At 71.0% G+C, this 16,757-nt stretch carries 11 protein-coding genes; 6 read left to right on the forward strand and 5 right to left on the reverse strand.

The features are described 5' to 3' along the window. Positions 1–60 precede the first annotated feature (60 nt). The 3 genes from AMYAL_RS0125200 (at position 61) to AMYAL_RS0125210 (ending at position 1,953) form a co-directional block, all read left to right on the forward strand. Positions 61–762, forward strand: a complete 702-nt coding sequence (locus AMYAL_RS0125200) for a DUF4232 domain-containing protein (protein ID WP_020634038.1) — start codon at positions 61–63, stop codon at positions 760–762. A gap of 88 nt (positions 763–850) precedes the next feature. Continuing rightward, positions 851–1,579: a hypothetical protein gene (locus AMYAL_RS46090; protein WP_020634039.1), complete on the forward strand. Its 729-nt coding sequence runs from the start codon at positions 851–853 to the stop codon at positions 1,577–1,579. Further along, positions 1,579–1,953 (forward strand): GntR family transcriptional regulator, encoded by a 375-nt coding sequence (locus AMYAL_RS0125210; protein ID WP_020634040.1) that lies wholly within the window; start codon positions 1,579–1,581, stop codon positions 1,951–1,953. The genes AMYAL_RS46090 and AMYAL_RS0125210 overlap by 1 nt, the downstream gene beginning before the upstream one ends. Here AMYAL_RS0125210 and AMYAL_RS0125215 read toward each other — a convergent pair. Further along, entirely contained in the window at positions 1,942–2,448 is a 507-nt protein-coding gene (locus tag AMYAL_RS0125215; RefSeq protein WP_020634041.1) for a MarR family winged helix-turn-helix transcriptional regulator, read from the reverse strand. The two genes, AMYAL_RS0125210 and AMYAL_RS0125215, sit on opposite strands and share 12 nt — an antisense overlap. 94 nt (positions 2,449–2,542) lie before the next feature. Here AMYAL_RS0125215 and AMYAL_RS0125220 point away from each other — a divergent pair, with 94 nt between their 5' ends. Continuing rightward, entirely contained in the window at positions 2,543–3,451 is a 909-nt protein-coding gene (locus AMYAL_RS0125220; RefSeq protein WP_020634042.1) for an EamA family transporter, read from the forward strand. Here the strand turns inward: AMYAL_RS0125220 and AMYAL_RS0125225 are convergent. Both AMYAL_RS0125225 and AMYAL_RS0125230 read right to left on the reverse strand, forming a co-directional pair. Beyond that, positions 3,414–9,740, reverse strand: coding sequence for a type I polyketide synthase (locus AMYAL_RS0125225; RefSeq protein WP_026467426.1), 6,327 nt, complete (start codon positions 9,738–9,740; stop codon positions 3,414–3,416). The genes AMYAL_RS0125220 and AMYAL_RS0125225 overlap by 38 nt on opposite strands. A gap of 203 nt (positions 9,741–9,943) precedes the next feature. Continuing rightward, the gene (locus AMYAL_RS0125230; protein WP_026467427.1) at positions 9,944–11,158 is read right to left on the reverse strand and encodes a cytochrome P450; all 1,215 of its coding nucleotides are present in this window, start codon (positions 11,156–11,158) and stop codon (positions 9,944–9,946) included. 133 nt (positions 11,159–11,291) lie between these two features. Between AMYAL_RS0125230 and AMYAL_RS0125235 the strand changes: the two genes are divergently transcribed. Both AMYAL_RS0125235 and AMYAL_RS0125240 read left to right on the forward strand, forming a co-directional pair. Further along, positions 11,292–12,227 carry a daunorubicin resistance protein DrrA family ABC transporter ATP-binding protein gene (locus AMYAL_RS0125235; protein ID WP_026467428.1) on the forward strand — a complete coding sequence of 312 codons (936 nt, stop codon included), beginning with the start codon at positions 11,292–11,294 and terminating at the stop codon, positions 12,225–12,227. Continuing rightward, positions 12,227–12,991, forward strand: a complete 765-nt coding sequence (locus AMYAL_RS0125240; RefSeq protein WP_020634045.1) for an ABC transporter permease — start codon at positions 12,227–12,229, stop codon at positions 12,989–12,991. Before AMYAL_RS0125235 ends, AMYAL_RS0125240 begins: the two co-directional genes overlap by 1 nt. Here AMYAL_RS0125240 and AMYAL_RS0125245 read toward each other — a convergent pair. Both AMYAL_RS0125245 and AMYAL_RS0125250 read right to left on the reverse strand, forming a co-directional pair. After that, positions 12,975–16,118: an AfsR/SARP family transcriptional regulator gene (locus AMYAL_RS0125245; RefSeq protein WP_020634046.1), complete on the reverse strand. Its 3,144-nt coding sequence runs from the start codon at positions 16,116–16,118 to the stop codon at positions 12,975–12,977. The genes AMYAL_RS0125240 and AMYAL_RS0125245 overlap by 17 nt on opposite strands. A gap of 83 nt (positions 16,119–16,201) precedes the next feature. After that, positions 16,202–16,753: a YbhB/YbcL family Raf kinase inhibitor-like protein gene (locus AMYAL_RS0125250; protein WP_020634047.1), complete on the reverse strand. Its 552-nt coding sequence runs from the start codon at positions 16,751–16,753 to the stop codon at positions 16,202–16,204. Positions 16,754–16,757: the final 4 nt, after the last annotated feature.

The following is a 16,757-nucleotide window of genomic DNA, read 5'->3' on the forward strand; positions in this document are numbered from 1 at the left end:
TCTTTCCGCCCCGCCTGGGCATCCTGCTTGGTGAATGATCCACCAAACGGGGAGAAGATGATGAGCCACCGATCGAATCGACCGAACATCGCGCGGGCAGCCAAGGTGATCGCGGCCTGCGCCGGTGTGCTCACCGTTGTCGCCTGCGGCAACGCCGGTACCCCGTCGGCCGCGCCGCAGGCGTCCGCGCCCGCCGTCAGCGGTGGTGTCGAGACGTCCGCCGCGCCCACGGCCACCTCCGCCGCCTCTGGCACGCCCACCCCGCAGAACCGTGAACCGGGGCAGGCGAAAACGCCCACCGCCGGGAAACCTGCCGGTTCGGGCGGCAATCCCCGTTGTGCCACAACGGATCTGTCGCTCGCCCTCGGTGCTCCCAAGCCGAGCCCGAACTCGCCGGGACAGCTGGACGTGCCGCTGACCTACAAGAACACGTCGCCGCGGACGTGCGCGCTGTACGGCGTCCCTGGCGCCGACCTGAACGGCCCCGCCGACCCGAACGGCCCGGTCTTCCATCTGACAAGGGTGGACAACGGCGTGAAGTACAACGACGTGCCGGCGGGGTCCACCGCGACCGCGACCATCACCGTCCTGAAGCCCGCGGCGGGCGAGGCCACGTGGACGCCGACGCGGGTGACGACCATCCCGCCGGGGCAGACCCAGGCGCTCACCGCGAACTGGCCGTCGGACCTTCCCGTGCTGCGCCAGGACGCCGCGACGCATCCGGGGACCTACGTCAACGGGATCCTCGCCGACCCCCTCTGAGGACGCGGGTCCCCGGCCGAACGCTCACCGTGCGGCGTCAAGACCACCCTTGTATCGTGTACTTGATACAAGTATCGGGAGGCTGATCGTGCCGTTCGACAACATCGTGGGCGTCGCCCTGTTCATGGGCCTGTTCGGCCTGCTGATCCTGATCGCGCTGTGGCCGGGCGAAAAGCAAGGCAAGAAGGTGCTGCGGCGGTGGGGTGTCGGCGATCCTTCGCCGTCGGACACTGCCGAAGCCGTGCTCTACCTGCGTCGCCGCAGGTTCTGGTATCCGTGGCTGTACCTCGGGTTGCCGCTGCTGGCCGATTCCGCAGGCGTGGGCGGCGACGACATGTCGTCCATCCTGGCCACGCTGCTCGTCGGCGCGCTGATCGCCGAGGTGCTGGCGCAGCGGCCCCGGAAAGGCGCCCGTCGTGAGGCCGCGTTGCGGAGGCGTGACGTGCGCGGGCTCATTCCCGTCTGGGGTCTGGTCACCTACGCGGTGATCGCCACGGCCTCGGCGGCGTGGATCGTGGTCAACCACCGGTGGGCGCTGCTCGGGATCGCCGCGGGTGTCTCGGCGGTGACGTGGCTGGTCATCCTGCTCGCCGTCCGCCGTCCGTCCACAGGGGACAGTGCGGCCGACACCGCGTTGCGGGTCCGGAGTGCTCGGGTCGCCGCCGGGCTGGGGCTGGCCGCCACCGCGACCCTCGCGGTCCCGAAGGTGACGGGTCCGGTGTCCTGGATCCTGGTCATCGCCGGGTTCGCCGGCTGGTATCACCTCGCCCACCGATCGCGTGCCGAAGCCGGTCGGTCGCGTGCCGAAGCTGTCTGATGCCGCTGAAGGTCGTCGTCGACACGGAGCTCGGGATCGCGCCGTGGCGGCAGGTCCGGGACCGGATCGTCCATTTGATCACCACCGGCGCGCTGGCGCCGGGCACCCGGCTGCCGTCCATCCGGCAGCTCGCCAGGGATCTGGCGCTGGCTTCGGGCACCGTGGCGCGGGCCTACCGCGAACTGGAAGAGCACGGCTGGGTGCACACCGCTCGCGCCAGGGGGACTGTCGTCGCCGAAGCCGGTGACCGTCCGGGAAAGGCCGCCCTGCTTCGGGCCGCGGCGGACGAGTACGCCCGCGCCGTCCGGGAGCTCGGCGTCGACCCCGGTGCCGCGTTGACCGCCGCTGCCGCCGCCCTGGAGTCACTCCAGTGACGTGTCGCCGAAGTGTTCGAGCAGCAGCCGCAGGCCGCCGACCAGTTCGGCCCACTGCGCGGGCTTCAGATCGGGCAGGAGCCGGGCTTCGTTCTCCAGGTGCAGCACGAAAACCTCGTCCACGACCCGGCGGCCTTCGCCGGTCAGCCGGATCTTGACCGAGCGGCGGTCGTCGCTGTCGCGCACCCGCTCGACCAGGCCCTTGGTCTCCATGCGGTCGATGCGATTCGTGATCGCGCCCGAGGTGACCATCGCGGCCTTGAGCAGCGCGCCCGGCGTGAGGCCGTCGGCCTGCCCGGAGCGGCGGAGCGTGGTGAGCACGTCGAACTCCCACGACTCCAGGCCGTGCTCGGCGTTGAACTCCTTGAGCTTCCGGTCGAGGATCCGGGACAGCCGCTGGATGCGCCCGACGACCTCGGCGGGCCAGAGCTTGTCTTCGAGGTCCGGCCGCTCGTGCCGCCAAAGCCCGATCACCGCGTCCACCGCGTCGGCCACGAGGCGCCTCCAATCATCTCAACATTAAGAGACTTGACATTCACAGATCTCGCTGGTGTTATCTCAACGTTGAGATTATCAGTGAGGAGACATCATGGCGATCATCGCCGAACGGCCTGTCCCGGCCGAGCCCGCGGCCGCGAAACCGACGCTTCGTGACGCCGGGCTCGCCGCGCTGGCACCCGCCAGCTGGGGCACCGTGTACGTCGTCACCGCGACCTTGCTGCCCCCGGACCGGCCGCTTTTGGCCGCCGTGCTGCGGGCGCTTCCCGCCGGGCTGCTCCTGCTCGCCCTGACCAGGCGGCTCCCGCACGGCTCCTGGTGGTGGAAGACGACGGTGCTCGGCATGCTCAACTTCGGCGCCTTCCTGCCGTTGATCTTCTACGCCGCGTACCACCTCCCCGGCGGTGTCGCCGCGACCCTCGGTGCCTTGCAGCCCCTGCTGGTGGCCGTGCTCGCGCTGGCCGTCCTCCGCGTCCGGACCCCGGCGCCGACCGTGCTCGCGGCGATCGTGGGGGCCGGCGGTGTCGCGCTGCTGACCCTTTCGTCGGAAGCCCGGCTCGACCCGCTCGGCCTGATCGCGATGCTCGGCGCCGTCGGGCTCGTGGCCGTCGCCATCGTCCTCACCAAGAAATGGGGCCGTCCGGACCATCCGCTGGCGATGACCGGCTGGCAGCTGACCATGGGCGGGCTCGTCCTCGCCCCGGCGACGCTCCTGTTCGAAGGCCTCCCCGGTTCGCTGACGACCGCGAACCTGATCGGCTACGGCTACATCGGCGTCGTCACCACCGCGCTGGCCTACCCGCTGTGGTTCCGCGGCATCGATCGCCTCGCCCCGACGTCGGTCTCCCTGCTGACGCTCACCAACCCCCTGGTCGCCACGGCCGCGGGCTTCCTGGTGCTCGGCCAGACCCTCACCGGCTGGCAGCTCACCGGATTCGCCGTCGCGCTGACCGCACTGACGCTCAGTCAAACGCTCGCAGGTGCCCGGCGAGTTCGATGACGGTCGGATGGTCGAACAGGACGCGCGCGGGCAGTTCCACCCCGGTCAGCTCCCGGAGCCGGGTGCGCAGATCGATGACGGCCAGCGAGTCGAGCCCGAGGTCGGTGAACGGCTTGTCCTCGGGGACGGTTCCAGGATCCAGGTGGCCGAGGACCTCGGCGAGTTCGACGCGCAGCAGGTCCCGCAGCTCCTGCTCGGAGGGATGCTCCGGCCAGCGCCGATCCGGTGACGGCGCCGGTCTCGGCGCGGGGCGGCCGAGACCTTCGGCGATCGGGGGCAGGCCGGCGGCGGCAGGGTCGAGCCGGGCGGCGATCAGGACCGGTTCCGGATGCCCGAGCGCGGCGTCGAACAGGGCCATTCCCTGCTCCACGGTCAGCGCGGCCACCCCGGAGGTCTGGATGCGATGCCTCGCCGCTTCGGGGATCTGTGAGCCGAGACCGATTTCGAGATCCCAGAGGCCCCACGCGATCGACGTCGCGGGCAGGCCCTCCGCCCGCCGCCGGACGGCCAGCGCGTCGAGGAAGCGGTTGGCGGCCGCGTAGTTCGCCTGTCCGGCATTGCCGAAAGTGCCGGCGAGTGAGGAAAAGAGCACGAACGCCGACAGCGGAAGATGCCGCGTGACCTCGTGCAGGACCAGGGCGGCGTCGGCCTTCGGGCGGAAGACGGTGTCGAATCCGGCGGGCGTCTGCGCGGTGAACGCGGCGTCGGCGACGACGGCGGCGGAGTGCACGACGGCGGTCAGCGGCGGGTCGCAGGCGTCGGCCAGCTGCCGGACGAAGGCGGGATCGGCGATGTCGCCGCCGACGATCCGCACGTCGGCCGTCAGCCGCCGCAGCTCCTCGGCGCCGGGCGCGTCCGGGCCGCGGCGGCTGACGAGCAGCAGGTGCCGGACACCGTGCGCGGCCACGAGATGGCGGGCCAGCGCCCCGCCGAGCGCGCCGGTGCCGCCGGTGATCAGCACGGTCCCCGCCGGATCGATCGGCCGGGCGGACGCGGGCGCGGTCCTGGCGATCCGCAGCGCGTGCGGCACGCCGTCCCGGATCGACAGCTGGGGTTCGGGGTTGCCGCCGACGAGTTCGCGCACCTTCTCCACGGGGACTCCGGCCTCGACGACGGTGACCAGGCCGCGGTATTCGGCCGAGGCCGCGGTGCCGAGCCCGAAGACGGCGGCCGCCGCCGGATCGGTCACGTCACCGGTGACGACGACGGTGCGTTCTCCGCGCGGGAGCGTGTCCTGCAACGCGGTGAGCACGGTGCGGGCGTCTTCGCCGCGCGCGTCGACGATCCGGACGTCGTCGGCGCGCGCGGCCGGGACGGGGACCCATCGCGGGCGGTAGAGCATCGTGCTCCCGGCGGGCAGCGGCCGGGTGAACAGGGATTCCACGACCGCGACGGGCATTCCGTCGGAGTCGAAGAGCTCGACGCGGACCTCACCGGGACCTGTCCGTACACAGTGGACTCTGGCCCGGCGCGCGGCGGAGGCGAACACGTGGACGCCGGTCCAGAGGAACGGCACCCGCACCTCGGCCTCGGGCGGCCCGGCCAGCGCCAAGGTGTGCACCGCCGCGTCGAGCAGCACGGGATGCAACTCGAACCGGCCGTCGACCTCGCCGGAGAGCTCGACGTCGGCGAACAGCTCGTCGCCGTCCTGCCACAAGCCGGTCACGGCGCGGAAGGCGGGACCGTAGTCGAGGGCCGCGTAGGCACGGCCCAGGTCCACCGGTTCGGTGGCGGGAGGCGGCCACTCGCCTTTCCAGGGCTGCGCGAAGACGTCGGACGCCTGCAGGCGTCCCGTGGCGTGACGGATCCAAGTGCCGGAGTCCTGGGCGTAGAGGTCGATCCGGGAGCCGTCCACGACCACCTGGAGCGCGACGTCCTCGGCCCGGCCGAGCCGGAGCGGCACTTCGATCGTCAGCTCGGCCAGACCGGTTTTGCCCGCGTGCAGGGCGAGTTCGACGAAAGCGGTCGCGGGGAACAGCGTCGTACCGCCGACGACGTGGTCGGCGAGCCACCCGTGCGTGCGCACGCCTGCCGAGCCGCCGTGCACGATCCGGGGTGAGCCGGGCGCGACCAAGGCGGGGCCCAGCATCGCGTGCCCGCCGCTCTCCGGGGCCCGGCGGGGCCGCGGGTCGAGCCAGAAACGCTCGCGCTGGAAGGGATAGGTCGGCAACGGGATCCGGCGGGCGCCGCTGCCGTCGAACACCGATGGCCAGGACACGGCCACTCCCGCGGTGTGCAGCTCGCCCGCCGCTTCCAGCACCCCGCGACTGGTGTCCATAGTGGACACAGAGGGCAGTGTCGCTCCCGCTGCCCTGCTCAGCACGGCCGACGGGCCGATCTCCAGGCAGATATCGGTTCCCTCGGCGGCCACGGCGTCCAGCGCGTCGGCGAACCGGACCGTGTCCCTGGCCTGCCGGGCCCAGTACGCCGGGCCGACGCCGGTGATCACGCGGCCGGCCAGCCCGGAAACCAGCGTGATTTCCGGGTTGTGGTGGATCAGCCCGGCGGTGACCTCGCGGAACTCGGCGAGCATCGGATCGATCAGCGGCGAATGGAACGCGTGACTCACGCGCAGCCGCGTGGAACCCGGCCACTGCGCGGCGATGGCTTCCGTGACGCTCCCGGAGCCGGACAGGACGAGGGAACGAGGGCCGTTGACCGCGGCGATCGACACCTGGTCGGCGAATTCCCCGACCAGCGGCGCGACCTCGCTTTCGGCCGCCCTGACCGCGATCATGACGCCCCCTGGCGGCAAAGCGGCCATCAGGCGGCCACGCGCGGCCACCAGGGTCCCGGCGTCTTCGAGGGAGAGGACGCCGGCGACGTGCGCGGCGGTGATCTCCCCGATCGAATGCCCGGCGACGGCACCGGGACGGAGGCCCCAGGATTCGAACAGCCGGAACAACGCGACCTCGAAGGCGAACAAGGCGGCTTGCGCGTGATCGGTCCGGTCCAGCAGTTCGCCGCCGTCGAAAGCGACGTCACGGACCTGACCGCCGAGGGCCTCGCAAGCCGCGTCGAACGCCGTGCGGAACACGGGAAAGGCGTCCGACAATTCCTTGCCCATGCCCGCGCGCTGCGCGCCTTGCCCGCTGAACAGGAACGCCGCGGTCGCCGGTCCGCGCACGATCCGGCTGCGGCGTTCCCCGGTGGCGAGGGCGCGCAGCGCGGCGAGGTCGCCGGACGAGACCATCGCGCGCTGCTCCAGCGGAGTGCGGGTGGTGAGCGTGAACGCGACGTCGTTTTCGTCCCGGCCGCCCGCCGTCGCCAGCAGCCGGGAGGCGGCCGCTCGCAGCGCGCTCTCGCTCGCCGCGCTCAGCAGCCACGGCGCCGTGAGCGACGCCGGACGTCCGGCGTCGGCCTGAGGCGGCGCTTCCGAGACGAGAACGTGCGCGTTGGTGCCGCCGATCCCGAACGCGGAAATCCCGGCGTGGCGGGGTTTCGGCCCGGCACGCCAGGCGCGGGCCTCGGCGAGCAGGGACACCTGACCCGCCGACCAGTCGATCCGGGGACTCGGCTCATCGGCGTGCAGCGAAGGTGGCAACTGCCCGTGCCGCAACGCTTCCACCATCTTGATCACCCCGGCCACCCCCGCCGCGGCCTGCGTGTGCCCGATGTTGGACTTCACGGACCCGAGCCACAGCGGTCTGTCCCGTCCGGCGCCGTACGCGGCGATCAGCGCCTCCGCTTCGATCGGATCGCCGATCGGGGTGGCGGTGCCATGCCCCTCCACGGCGTCGACGTCCGCGGCGGACAGCCCGGCGTCGGCCAGCGCGGACCGGATGACCGCGCGCTGTGCCTGCCCGCTCGGTGCCGTCAGCCCGTTCGACGCCCCGTCGGAGTTGACGGCCGAACCGCTCACCAGCGCCAGCACCGGATGCCCGTTGCGGCGGGCGTCCGACAGCCGCTCCAGCAGGAGGACCCCCGCGCCCTCGGCCCACGCCGTGCCGTCCGCGCCCGCCGCGTAGGAGCGGCACCGCCCGTCCGGGGAAAGGCCGCGCTGGCGGCTGAATTCGAGGAACGTGCGCGGCGACGACATCACCGTGGCGCCACCGGCCACGGCGAGCGAACACTCCCCGGCCCGCAAGGCACGCACCGCCCAGTGGAGGGCCACCAGCGAAGAGGAGCACGCGGTGTCGACCGTGACCGCCGGGCCGTTCAGGCCGAAGGTGTAGGAGATCCGGCCGGACGCGAGCGCGTGCGAAGACCCGATGCCCAGCCGTCCTTCCAGCTGATGTCCTTGCAGGCGACTGGCGTAGTCCTCGTTCATCACCCCGACGAACACCCCGGTGTCGCTGCCCCGCAGCGCGGCGGTGTCGAGACCGGCGCGTTCGAACAGTTCCCACGACGTTTCCAGCAGCAGCCGCTGCTGAGGGTCGGTCGAGAGCGCCTCACGCGGCGACATGCCGAACACGGCGGGGTCGAAATCCGCTGCGTCGTAAAGGAAACCGCCGCGGCGGGTGGTGGAGCCGCCGATCCGGCCGGGGTCCGGGTCGTAGCGCACGGCCAGTTCCCAGCCCCGGTCGGCTGGGAAGTCGCCGGTGGCGTCGATCTCGCCCGCCACCAGGTTCCACAGGTCCTCGGGCGAGGTCACGCCGCCGGGGAACCGGCACGCCGTCGCGACGATGGCGATCGGGTCGTCGTCGCGGGCGGGCGCGGTTTCCGTCATGCCGGGCTCGGCCCGCCCGGACAGCAGCCGCTCCAGTTCGCCGATGACCGCCGCCGGGGTCGGGAAGTCGTAGACGAGTGACTGGGGGAGGTCGATGCCGGTCGTCTCTGCCAGCCGGTGCCGCAGGTGCACGCCGCCCAGCGACGTCAGGCCCAGTTCGGCGAACGGCCGGTCACGCCAGCGTTCTCCCACGTCCGCTTCGCACAGTTCGGCGATCGCCTCGCGCACCAGCGCTTCCACGTCGTTGGGCCGGGGGACCCGCAACTCCTTCCGCATCGCCTTTCCCGACGGCGTCCGGGGAAGGCGCTCGACCCGATGGAAGGCCACCGGGACCTTGAAGGAGGACAGCCGCTGACGGCACAGGCGCCGCACCTCGTCGAGGTCCGGCTCGTCGGAGACGAGGAACGCCACCGGTACCGCGCCGAGGACTTCGTCGGGTCTTCCCGTCACGAGGACGTCTCGCACCCAGGGGAGTTCGGCGATGACCGCCTCGATCTCCGTCGGGTGCACGTTCTGGCCGCCGCAGACGATGAGGTCGTCCGCCCGGCCGTCGAGGATGAGCCGTCCGACGGCGAGACGGCCCATGTCGCCGGTCCGGTACCAGCCGTCCACGAGCTCCACGCCCGGCGCGACGCCGGGACCCCGTACCTCGATCTGCCCGTCGGCGACCCGGATTTCCATACCCGGCACCGGGGTCAGGTGGTCCTCGCCGGGGAGCTGGACGGCGATCTTGCCGCTGGTCTCCGTACTGCCGTAGCCGTCGAGAACGGGGATGCCGAACAACTCCCGCACCGCCGCGCGTGCCGACGGTGTGCAGGGCGCGCCCCCGGACAGGCACAGGCGCGGCGCCGGGAGCGCTTCGCGGACTTCCTGCCGCAGATTCAGGAATGTCGCCGGGACAGCGGCGAGGATGCTGCCGGGATACGCCGTGAGCGCTCCCCGCAGGTCGCGGTCGACGATCCTCGTGTGCGTGCCCAGCGCGATCGTCCCGGCGAAGGCCAGCGACAACGCGTACGCGTGGTGCAGCGGAAGCGGCCACAGCACGGTGTCGGCGCCGGAAATCCCGTACATCGGGCCGTAACAGGCCGCCGACGACCAGAGGACCGCCCGCTGCGTCGTCAGGACGCCTTGGGGACGGCCGGTCGTGCCGGAGGTGTACAGCAGCCAGGCGGGCTCGTCGAGACCGAGATCGTCGCGCGGTTCACCCAGGGGCGGCATCGGCTCGTCCTCGACGAACACGACCCGAAGCCGCGGCCGCCGCGCCTGGACCTCGCGCGCCACTTGCGCGTGCCTGGCCTCGGTGATCAGCAGAGCTGCTCCGGAGTCGTCCGCGATCCGCGTCAGCTCGGCCGCCGTCGACCGCGCGCTCACCGGAACCCCGACGCCGCCCGCCCGCAGGATCGCCAGGCAGTATTCGGCGAATTCGACGCGCGCGCCGAGATGGATCAGGACCCGGTCGCCGCGGGCGATTCCGAGCCCTGCCGCCAAGCGGCCGCTCGAGTCCAGCAATTCCCCGAAAGTGAGGGTCCGGTGTCCGTCGGTGAACGCGGGCCGATCGCCCGGCAGCTCCCGGATCAACGTCACCAACGGCCGCAGCAGCGCGCCGCGAATCTCGGTCATCACACGAAGGTATAGCCGCGCCGCTCCTCGTTGGTACAACGAACACGGCGAAGTCTTTTCCTGCCCGATCGTGCACCGTCCGCCGACGGATCGCGCATCCCGGTTGGGTCTCGCGTGGTGTCCCGAGCGCCACGTTCGAGACGGTGAGCGTCCCAGGCGTGGCGCTCGGGACACCACTCACGAGCCCAACGCGCTCCCGGCGGCTATTCCGTCCAGGTGACCGGCAACTCGTGCACGCCATAGATGTTCATGTCGGTCTTGAGCTTGACCTCGTCGGCGGGAACGGCGAGCGCGAGACTCGGGAAACGGCGCAGCAAGCCCTCGAAACCCGCGCGCATTTCGATCCGCGACAGCTGCTGCCCCAGGCACTGGTGGACGCCGTGCCCGAAGGAAAGGAGACCGCGGGCGTTGCGGTGGATGTCCAGGGCGTCGGGGTCCTCGAAGCGCCGCGGATCGCGGTTGGCGGCCAGCAGCGACACGATGACGGTCGAGCCCGCGCGGATCGTCTCGCCGCCGAGTTCCAGATCCTCCGCGGCATAGCGGAAAAAGATGTCGGCGACGGACAGGTAGCGAAGGAGCTCCTCGACGGCGCCGGGCAGCAGTTCCGCGTCGGCGCGCAGTTCGGCCAGCTGCTCGGGGTGCTCCAGCAACGCGAAAGTGCCCAGCGCCAACATGTTCGCGGTGGTCTCGTGCCCGGCGAGCAGCAGCAGGAACGCGGCGCCCGCCAGCTCCTCGATGGTGAGGTCGTCGTAGCGGCCGAGATCGGACAGGATGTCGTCGCCGGGTGTCTCGCGTTTGCGCGTGACCAGTTCGGTGAGGAACGTGTTCATCCCGACGAACGCGGCCATCTTCTCCTCCAGCGTCTGGTCCCTGACCATGAGCTGGGCGGAGCTGGCCTGGAAGTTCTCGCGGTCCTCGTAGGGGACGCCGAGCAGTTCGCAGATCACCAGCGACGGCACCGGCAGCGCGAACTCCTTGACCAGGTCGACCGGCGGGACCAGCTTCGCCATCGCGTCCAGGTGCTGTTCGGTGATCTCGACGATGTGCTCTTCGAGCTGCTTCATCCGCTTCACCGTGAAGGCACCGGTGAGGCGCTTGCGCAGCCGGCCGTGGTCCGGCGGGTCCATCGCGACGAACATGCCCGGCATCGGCGGGGACGGTTCGGTCGGGGCGGGCATGCCCGTCTCGTACGGGACGTGGAGGATGCCGAGGTCCTGGCGGGAGCTGAACCGGGTGTCGGCCATCATCTGCCGGACCTCGTCGTACCCGGTCACCAGCCAGCCTTCGTGCCCGTCCGGGAAGACCATGGGACTCACCGGGCGGGCCTCGCGCAGCCGGGTGATCTCGCTGGGCGGAGCGAAGGGACCCGCGTCGCGCTGCATGGGGAGGCCCTGCGGGACGGGAACCGTCTCAGTCATCGGATCGCCTTTCGTGGTGGTTGTGCGGACCACTCTCCCCGCGAGACCTGACACGCGGCTGACACGGCGCTGACACCGGCCGTGTCAGCGCCGTGGCGGGGGCGTGTCAGCCGGGCCGCCCAGAGTGGTGTCCATGAACGACACAGCGATTGCGGTCTCCGGGCTGCGAAAGACCTTCGGGGACAAGGTCGTGCTCGACGGGATCGATCTGGAGGTCCCCGCGGGCACCATCTTCTCCCTGCTCGGCCCGAACGGGGCCGGCAAGACGACGACGGTGAACCTGCTGACCACCCTGATGAAGGCCGACGGCGGGACGGCCAAGGTCGCCGGGTACGACCTCGCGACCGAGGCCAAGGCGGTGCGCGCGGCGATCGGGGTCACCGGCCAGTTCGCGGCGGTCGACGAACTGCTGACGGGGCAGGAGAACCTGCAGCTGATGGTGGACCTGAACCGGCGCGCCACCGGGGGCAAGCGGGTCGTGAGCGAGCTGCTGGAGCGGTTCGACCTGGTGGAATCGGCGAAGAAACCGGCGTCGACCTACTCCGGCGGCATGCGCCGGAAACTGGATCTGGCGATGACGCTCGTCGGCGACCCGCGGATCATCTTCCTCGACGAGCCGACCACGGGACTGGACCCGCGCAGCCGCCGCACGATGTGGTCGATCATCCGCGAGCTGGTGGCCGGCGGCGTGACCATCTTCCTCACCACCCAGTACCTCGAAGAAGCCGACCAGCTCGCCGACCGGATCGCGGTCCTCGACCAAGGCAGCCTGGTCGCCACCGGCACCCCTGACGAACTCAAACGCCGGATGCCCGGCACGCACGTCCGGCTGCGGTTCACCACCGTCGCCGAACTCGACGCCGCGGCGCGGATCTTCCCCGCGGCCACCCGTGACGACGAGGCGCTGGCCCTGCGGGTCCCCAGCGACGCCGGGACGAAATCCCTGCGGTCGCTGCTCGACCGGCTCGACGAGCACTCGCTCGCCGCCGAAGAGTTCTCCGTCCACACCCCTGACCTCGACGACGTTTTCCTCGCCCTGACGGGCCACGACACGGAAGCAGTGAAGTGATGACCACGCAGACCGTAAGCGCCAAGTCCCCCTCGCTGGTGATGCTGCGCCGTAACTTCAAGCACCTCACCCGCAACCCGACCTCGGTCTTCAACGCGATCCTGATGCCGGTCGTGATGATGCTGATGTTCGTGTACGTCTTCGGGGACGCGTTCAGCGTCGGCGTCGACTACATCGACTACGCGACACCGGGTTTGATGCTCCTCGCCGTCTGCTACGGCCTCGGCGCCACCGCGACCGCGGTGAACTCCGACATGACGAAGGGCATCATCAACCGCTTCAAGGTCATGGACGTCTCCCGCGGCGCGGTGCTGACCGGACATGTCGTCGCCAGCCTGCTGACCAACCTGATCGCCATCGCGGCGCTCACCGGCGTGGCCTTCCTGCTGGGTTTCTCGCCGTCGGCGAGTTTCCTCGACTGGCTCGGTGTCGTCGGAATGGTCGTGCTGCTCGGTTTCGCGGCGGGCTGGCTCACCATCGCGCTGGGCCTGGCGGCGAAGTCCCCGGAAACCGCGGGCATCGCGTCCGTGCCGCTGGTCATGCTGCCGTTCTTCAGCAGCGCGATCGTGCCTGCCGAGAAGATGGGCCCCGGACTCCGGGAATTCGCGGAGTACCAGCCCTTCACCCCGATCATCGAGACCCTGCGCGGGCTCCTCGACGGGGCGCCCGCCGCGAGCGACGTGCTCCCCGCCCTTGGCTGGTGCGCCGGGATCGCGCTCGTCGGCTACCTGTGGGCGTCCTCGACGTTCAAGAAGCGAGCGTGACCTCGACGAGTTGTTTCCAATCCGCAGTGCTGCCTTCTCGCGCCGCCTCCGCGAACTTCGTTTCGCCGAGGCGGCGCAGCACTGTCTCCTCGATCCGCGCCACGTCCGGGCGCGACCGGTCCGGCAGCCCGCGCAGTTCGTCGGCCGCCGCGAGCAGCCGCACGGCCTGCTCAGGGTCGTCGCTGCGCAGGGCGAAGTCCGCGATCCCGACGATCATGTGGGCGATCAGGGGCACGTGCCGCACCGCGGCCGCCGCTTCCCATGCCGCCTTCCGGTGCTCACGTGATTCGCCGAGATCTTCCGTGAAGTAGCCGAGAAGGTCGTGAGTGATGGCGCGGACGTGTCCCAGTTCCGCTTCGTCGCCCATCACCGCCGTCGCGAAGTCGAGCTCGCGTGCGGCTTCCTCGGTTTCGCCGCGCCAGTGCGCGAGTTCCGCACGGGCGAGGCCCAGCATGCCCAGCGCGCCCGGCCAGGTGACCTGTTCGGCGCGCCGTTGCGCTTCGGCCGCGGCGGCCGCGCTGGCTTCCTCGTCGCCCATCAGCCAGTACAGCTGCGCCTGCCGCGAGCGGAGGCGGATCAGGTCCTCGACGGAACCGACCTCGGTCACCACCGTGACAGCCTGTTCGTAGTACTCGCACGCGGTCGCGAACTCGCCGCGGGTGGCGATCCGGTCCGCCAGTTCGGTCAGGGCGAACGAGATCCCGAACCGTTCGCCGAGGGCGCGGAACTCGGTGAGCGCCTGCTCGAGGTACGTCTCCGCCTCCGGTCCGGGGAGACCCAGCGTGATCCGGAGCTTGCCGAGGTGCAGCCGGGCCAGTGCGCGCACCCAGGGGTTTTCGTCCTCCAGCACCGGTTCCCACGCGGCCACCGGTTCCGCTCCCGTCAGCATGCGTTGCAGCGCGGCGACGAGCCCGAACAGCGGGTGGTGCTCCGTGCCGCTCTGGCTGAGCCGGTACGACTCGTGGATCCACTTCGCCGCGGTGTTCTCGTCGGCGAAACCGGAACTGATGAACAGCGAGACGAGCCCGTACACCACGGCCGCGACCTCGTCGGGCGTCTCACCGGGCACTTCGACGGCCGCGCTGACCAGTTCCATGCCTTCCGTGCGGTGCCCGCTGAGCCACCAGTACCAGCCGCAGGCCGCCGCGAGCCGCATCGCCGCCGGTGCCTCGGCCGCCGCGAGCGCGCCGCGCATCGCGGAAGTGATGTTGTCGTGGTCGGCGTTGAGCTTCGCGAGCCATTCCAGCTGCTCGGCCTGGCGGAGCATCGGTTCCGCGGCCTCGGTGAGTTCGATGAAGTAGGCGAGATGCGCGTCGCGCGCCAGCGCCGATTCCCCCGCTTCGGCGAGCCGGAGTTCGGCGTACTCCTTGATCGTGCCGAGCATCCGGTAGCGCGGCGCCGCGTCACCCGCGGCGACCAGCAGCGATTTCTCGGTCAGCGAGGTGAGCAGTTCGAGCACCTCGTACTGCTCGACGGCTTCGCTCACACAGACGTGCTCGGCCGCTTCCAGGCTCGCCCCGCCCGAGAACACCGAGAGACGGCACAGGACCGTCCGTTCGGCGTCGGTCAGCAGCTCCCAGCTCCAGTCGACCATGGCGCGCAGCGTCCGGTGCCGGGGCAGCGCGGTCCGGCTGCCGCCGGTCAGCAGGCGGAACCGGTCGTCGAGCCGGTTGGCGAGCTGGTCGATGGACATCGTGCGCAACCGGGCCGCGGCGAGTTCGATCGCCAGCGGCATCCCGTCCAGCACCCGGCACACACGCGCCATCGTGGACAGCGTCGCCTCGTCGGCCACGAAATCCTTGCGCACCGCGCTCGCCCGGTCCCGCAGCAGCCGGACGGCGGGGGAGGATTCGATCTCGCCGGGCGCGGCCCGCGGATCCGGCAAGGCCAGCGGTACGACCTGCCACAGCGCCTCACCGGTGATGCCGAGCGGCTCCCGGCTCGTCGCCAGGATCCGCAGACGGCGGCACTCCCCGAGCACCCGATGGGCGAAGGCCGCGGCCTGCTCGATCACGTGCTCGCAGTTGTCGAGGATCAGCAGGACTTCCCGGTCGCGGATCGCGGCGATCACGCGTTCGACGGGTTCGGCGTTCGACGAGTCCCCCAGCAGCGCGTCCCGCAGGCCGAGCCCGGCCAAGGTCGCCTGGGCGATGCTTTTCCCGCCCCCCGTGCCGCCGTCCGCGCCGATGGCCGCGAGTTCCACCAGCCAGGCCCCGTCCGGCAGGTCTGAGAGCAGGGTGCGCGCGGTTTCCGAGGCCAGCCTGGTCTTTCCCGAACCGCCGGGCCCGATCAGGGTGGTGAGCCGGTGTTCGGCGACGAGTTCCCGGACCTTGGCGACGTCGGCGTCCTTGCCGACGAAGCTGGTCAGCTCGGCGCGCACGTTGGTCTTGCGGTTCTCCTCCCGCCGTCCCAGCTCGCCCCGCAGCAGCGCGACGTGCACCGCGGACAGCTCCGGCGACGGGTCGACGCCCAGCTCGTCGGCGAGGGCTTCCCGCGTGCGCTGGTAAACGAGGAGCGCGTCGGTGTCGCGGCCCGTCGCCGCGAGGGCCCGCATCAACGCGGCGACGAGCCGCTCGCGCAGGGGATGCGCGGCCGCCAGGTCGGTCAGTTCGGTGACCAGTTTCGCGCCGTGACCGAGGTCGAGCTCCGCGTCGAACCGGTCCTCGAAGGCCGTCAGGCGAAGCCCTTCGAGCCGGGTGACCGCCGCGTCGAACGCGTCGCTGTCCTGCAGGCCGACGTCCTGCATGGCCGCACCGCGCCACAAGGCGAGAGCCTCGCGCAGCCGCCCCGGCTCTTCGCCGCCGCGACCCTGGCCGAGAAGGCGTTCGAACCGCACGGCGTCGACGGCGTCGGGCTCCACCTTCAGCCGGTAGCCGTCCGTCTGCCCTTCGACGACCCCTTCCGGCAGCACCTTCCGCAGTCGGGAAACCAAGCGCTGCAAGGCGTTCGTCGCGTCTGCCGGTGGCTGTTCGCCCCAGATCCAGTCGACGAGCGTCGCTTTCGGGACCACTTTGCCCGGTTCGAGCGCGAGGGCGATCAGCAATCCCCGCAGCCGGGCGCCCGGCACGTCGGCGAGGACGCCGTCATCCGCGCGAACCTCGAAGGGGCCCAGCATCCCGATCTGCATTGGGCCGATCTTGCCACGGCTGAGCAGCGGGCCTCGCGGCGCGGACACGGGTTGGCTCTGCGTGTCCCGCCGATGTCACCGAGCTACGATTCGCCGCTGATCTTCGCCGAGCCGATCGAGGCCGCGGTGATCGCCCTGGCCGCGGTCTGCGTGGAGGAGTTGGAGTTCAGGTTGGTGAGCGACGCCCGGTTGAGGGCGTGCACGACGAACTCGTAGGTGTTCACCGTCGAGGGCGAGCACGGTCCCTGGTAGCCGAAGAGGCTCGCGCTCCCGCGGTAGTAGACCTGCCGGGAGCCGGCGGGAACGGGTGGCTGGTAGACGTGCTGGACGTTCTGGGGGAGCGAGGCCGTGGCCGCCGGGATGTCGTAGATGACCCAGTGGATGAGGTTGTTGTTGTCGAGGTCGCGCATGACGATCGCGTAGCTCTTGGCCGCGGCGGGCGCCCCCGACCAGGCCAGCGGCGGCGACTCGTTCTTCTTGGCCGGATCGTTCCCGCCGCCGCTGGTGCATTCGTGGACCTTGGGGATGAGGCCGCCGTTGGCGAAAGCGGTACTGGACAAGGCGAACGCGTTTTGGGCCGTCGATGCCGCGGGGGAGAGGCAGGTGGCCCCGATGGCGAATAAGGCGCAGAACACGATT

It is taken from the genome of Amycolatopsis alba DSM 44262, from assembly GCF_000384215.1.
Classification (GTDB): Bacteria; Actinomycetota; Actinomycetes; order Mycobacteriales; family Pseudonocardiaceae; genus Amycolatopsis; species Amycolatopsis alba.

Coding starts and splice junctions, on each gene's coding strand:
- AMYAL_RS0125200 (WP_020634038.1), top strand. CDS start 61: ATGAGCCACCGATCGAATCGACCGAACATCGCGCGGGCAGCCAAGGTG.
- AMYAL_RS0125210 (WP_020634040.1), top strand. CDS start 1,579: ATGCCGCTGAAGGTCGTCGTCGACACGGAGCTCGGGATCGCGCCGTGG.
- AMYAL_RS0125220 (WP_020634042.1), top strand. CDS start 2,543: ATGGCGATCATCGCCGAACGGCCTGTCCCGGCCGAGCCCGCGGCCGCG.
- AMYAL_RS0125225 (WP_026467426.1), bottom strand. CDS start 9,740: ATGACCGAGATTCGCGGCGCGCTGCTGCGGCCGTTGGTGACGTTGATC.
- AMYAL_RS0125230 (WP_026467427.1), bottom strand. CDS start 11,158: ATGACTGAGACGGTTCCCGTCCCGCAGGGCCTCCCCATGCAGCGCGAC.
- AMYAL_RS0125235 (WP_026467428.1), top strand. CDS start 11,292: ATGAACGACACAGCGATTGCGGTCTCCGGGCTGCGAAAGACCTTCGGG.
- AMYAL_RS0125240 (WP_020634045.1), top strand. CDS start 12,227: ATGACCACGCAGACCGTAAGCGCCAAGTCCCCCTCGCTGGTGATGCTG.
- AMYAL_RS0125245 (WP_020634046.1), bottom strand. CDS start 16,118: ATGCAGATCGGGATGCTGGGCCCCTTCGAGGTTCGCGCGGATGACGGC.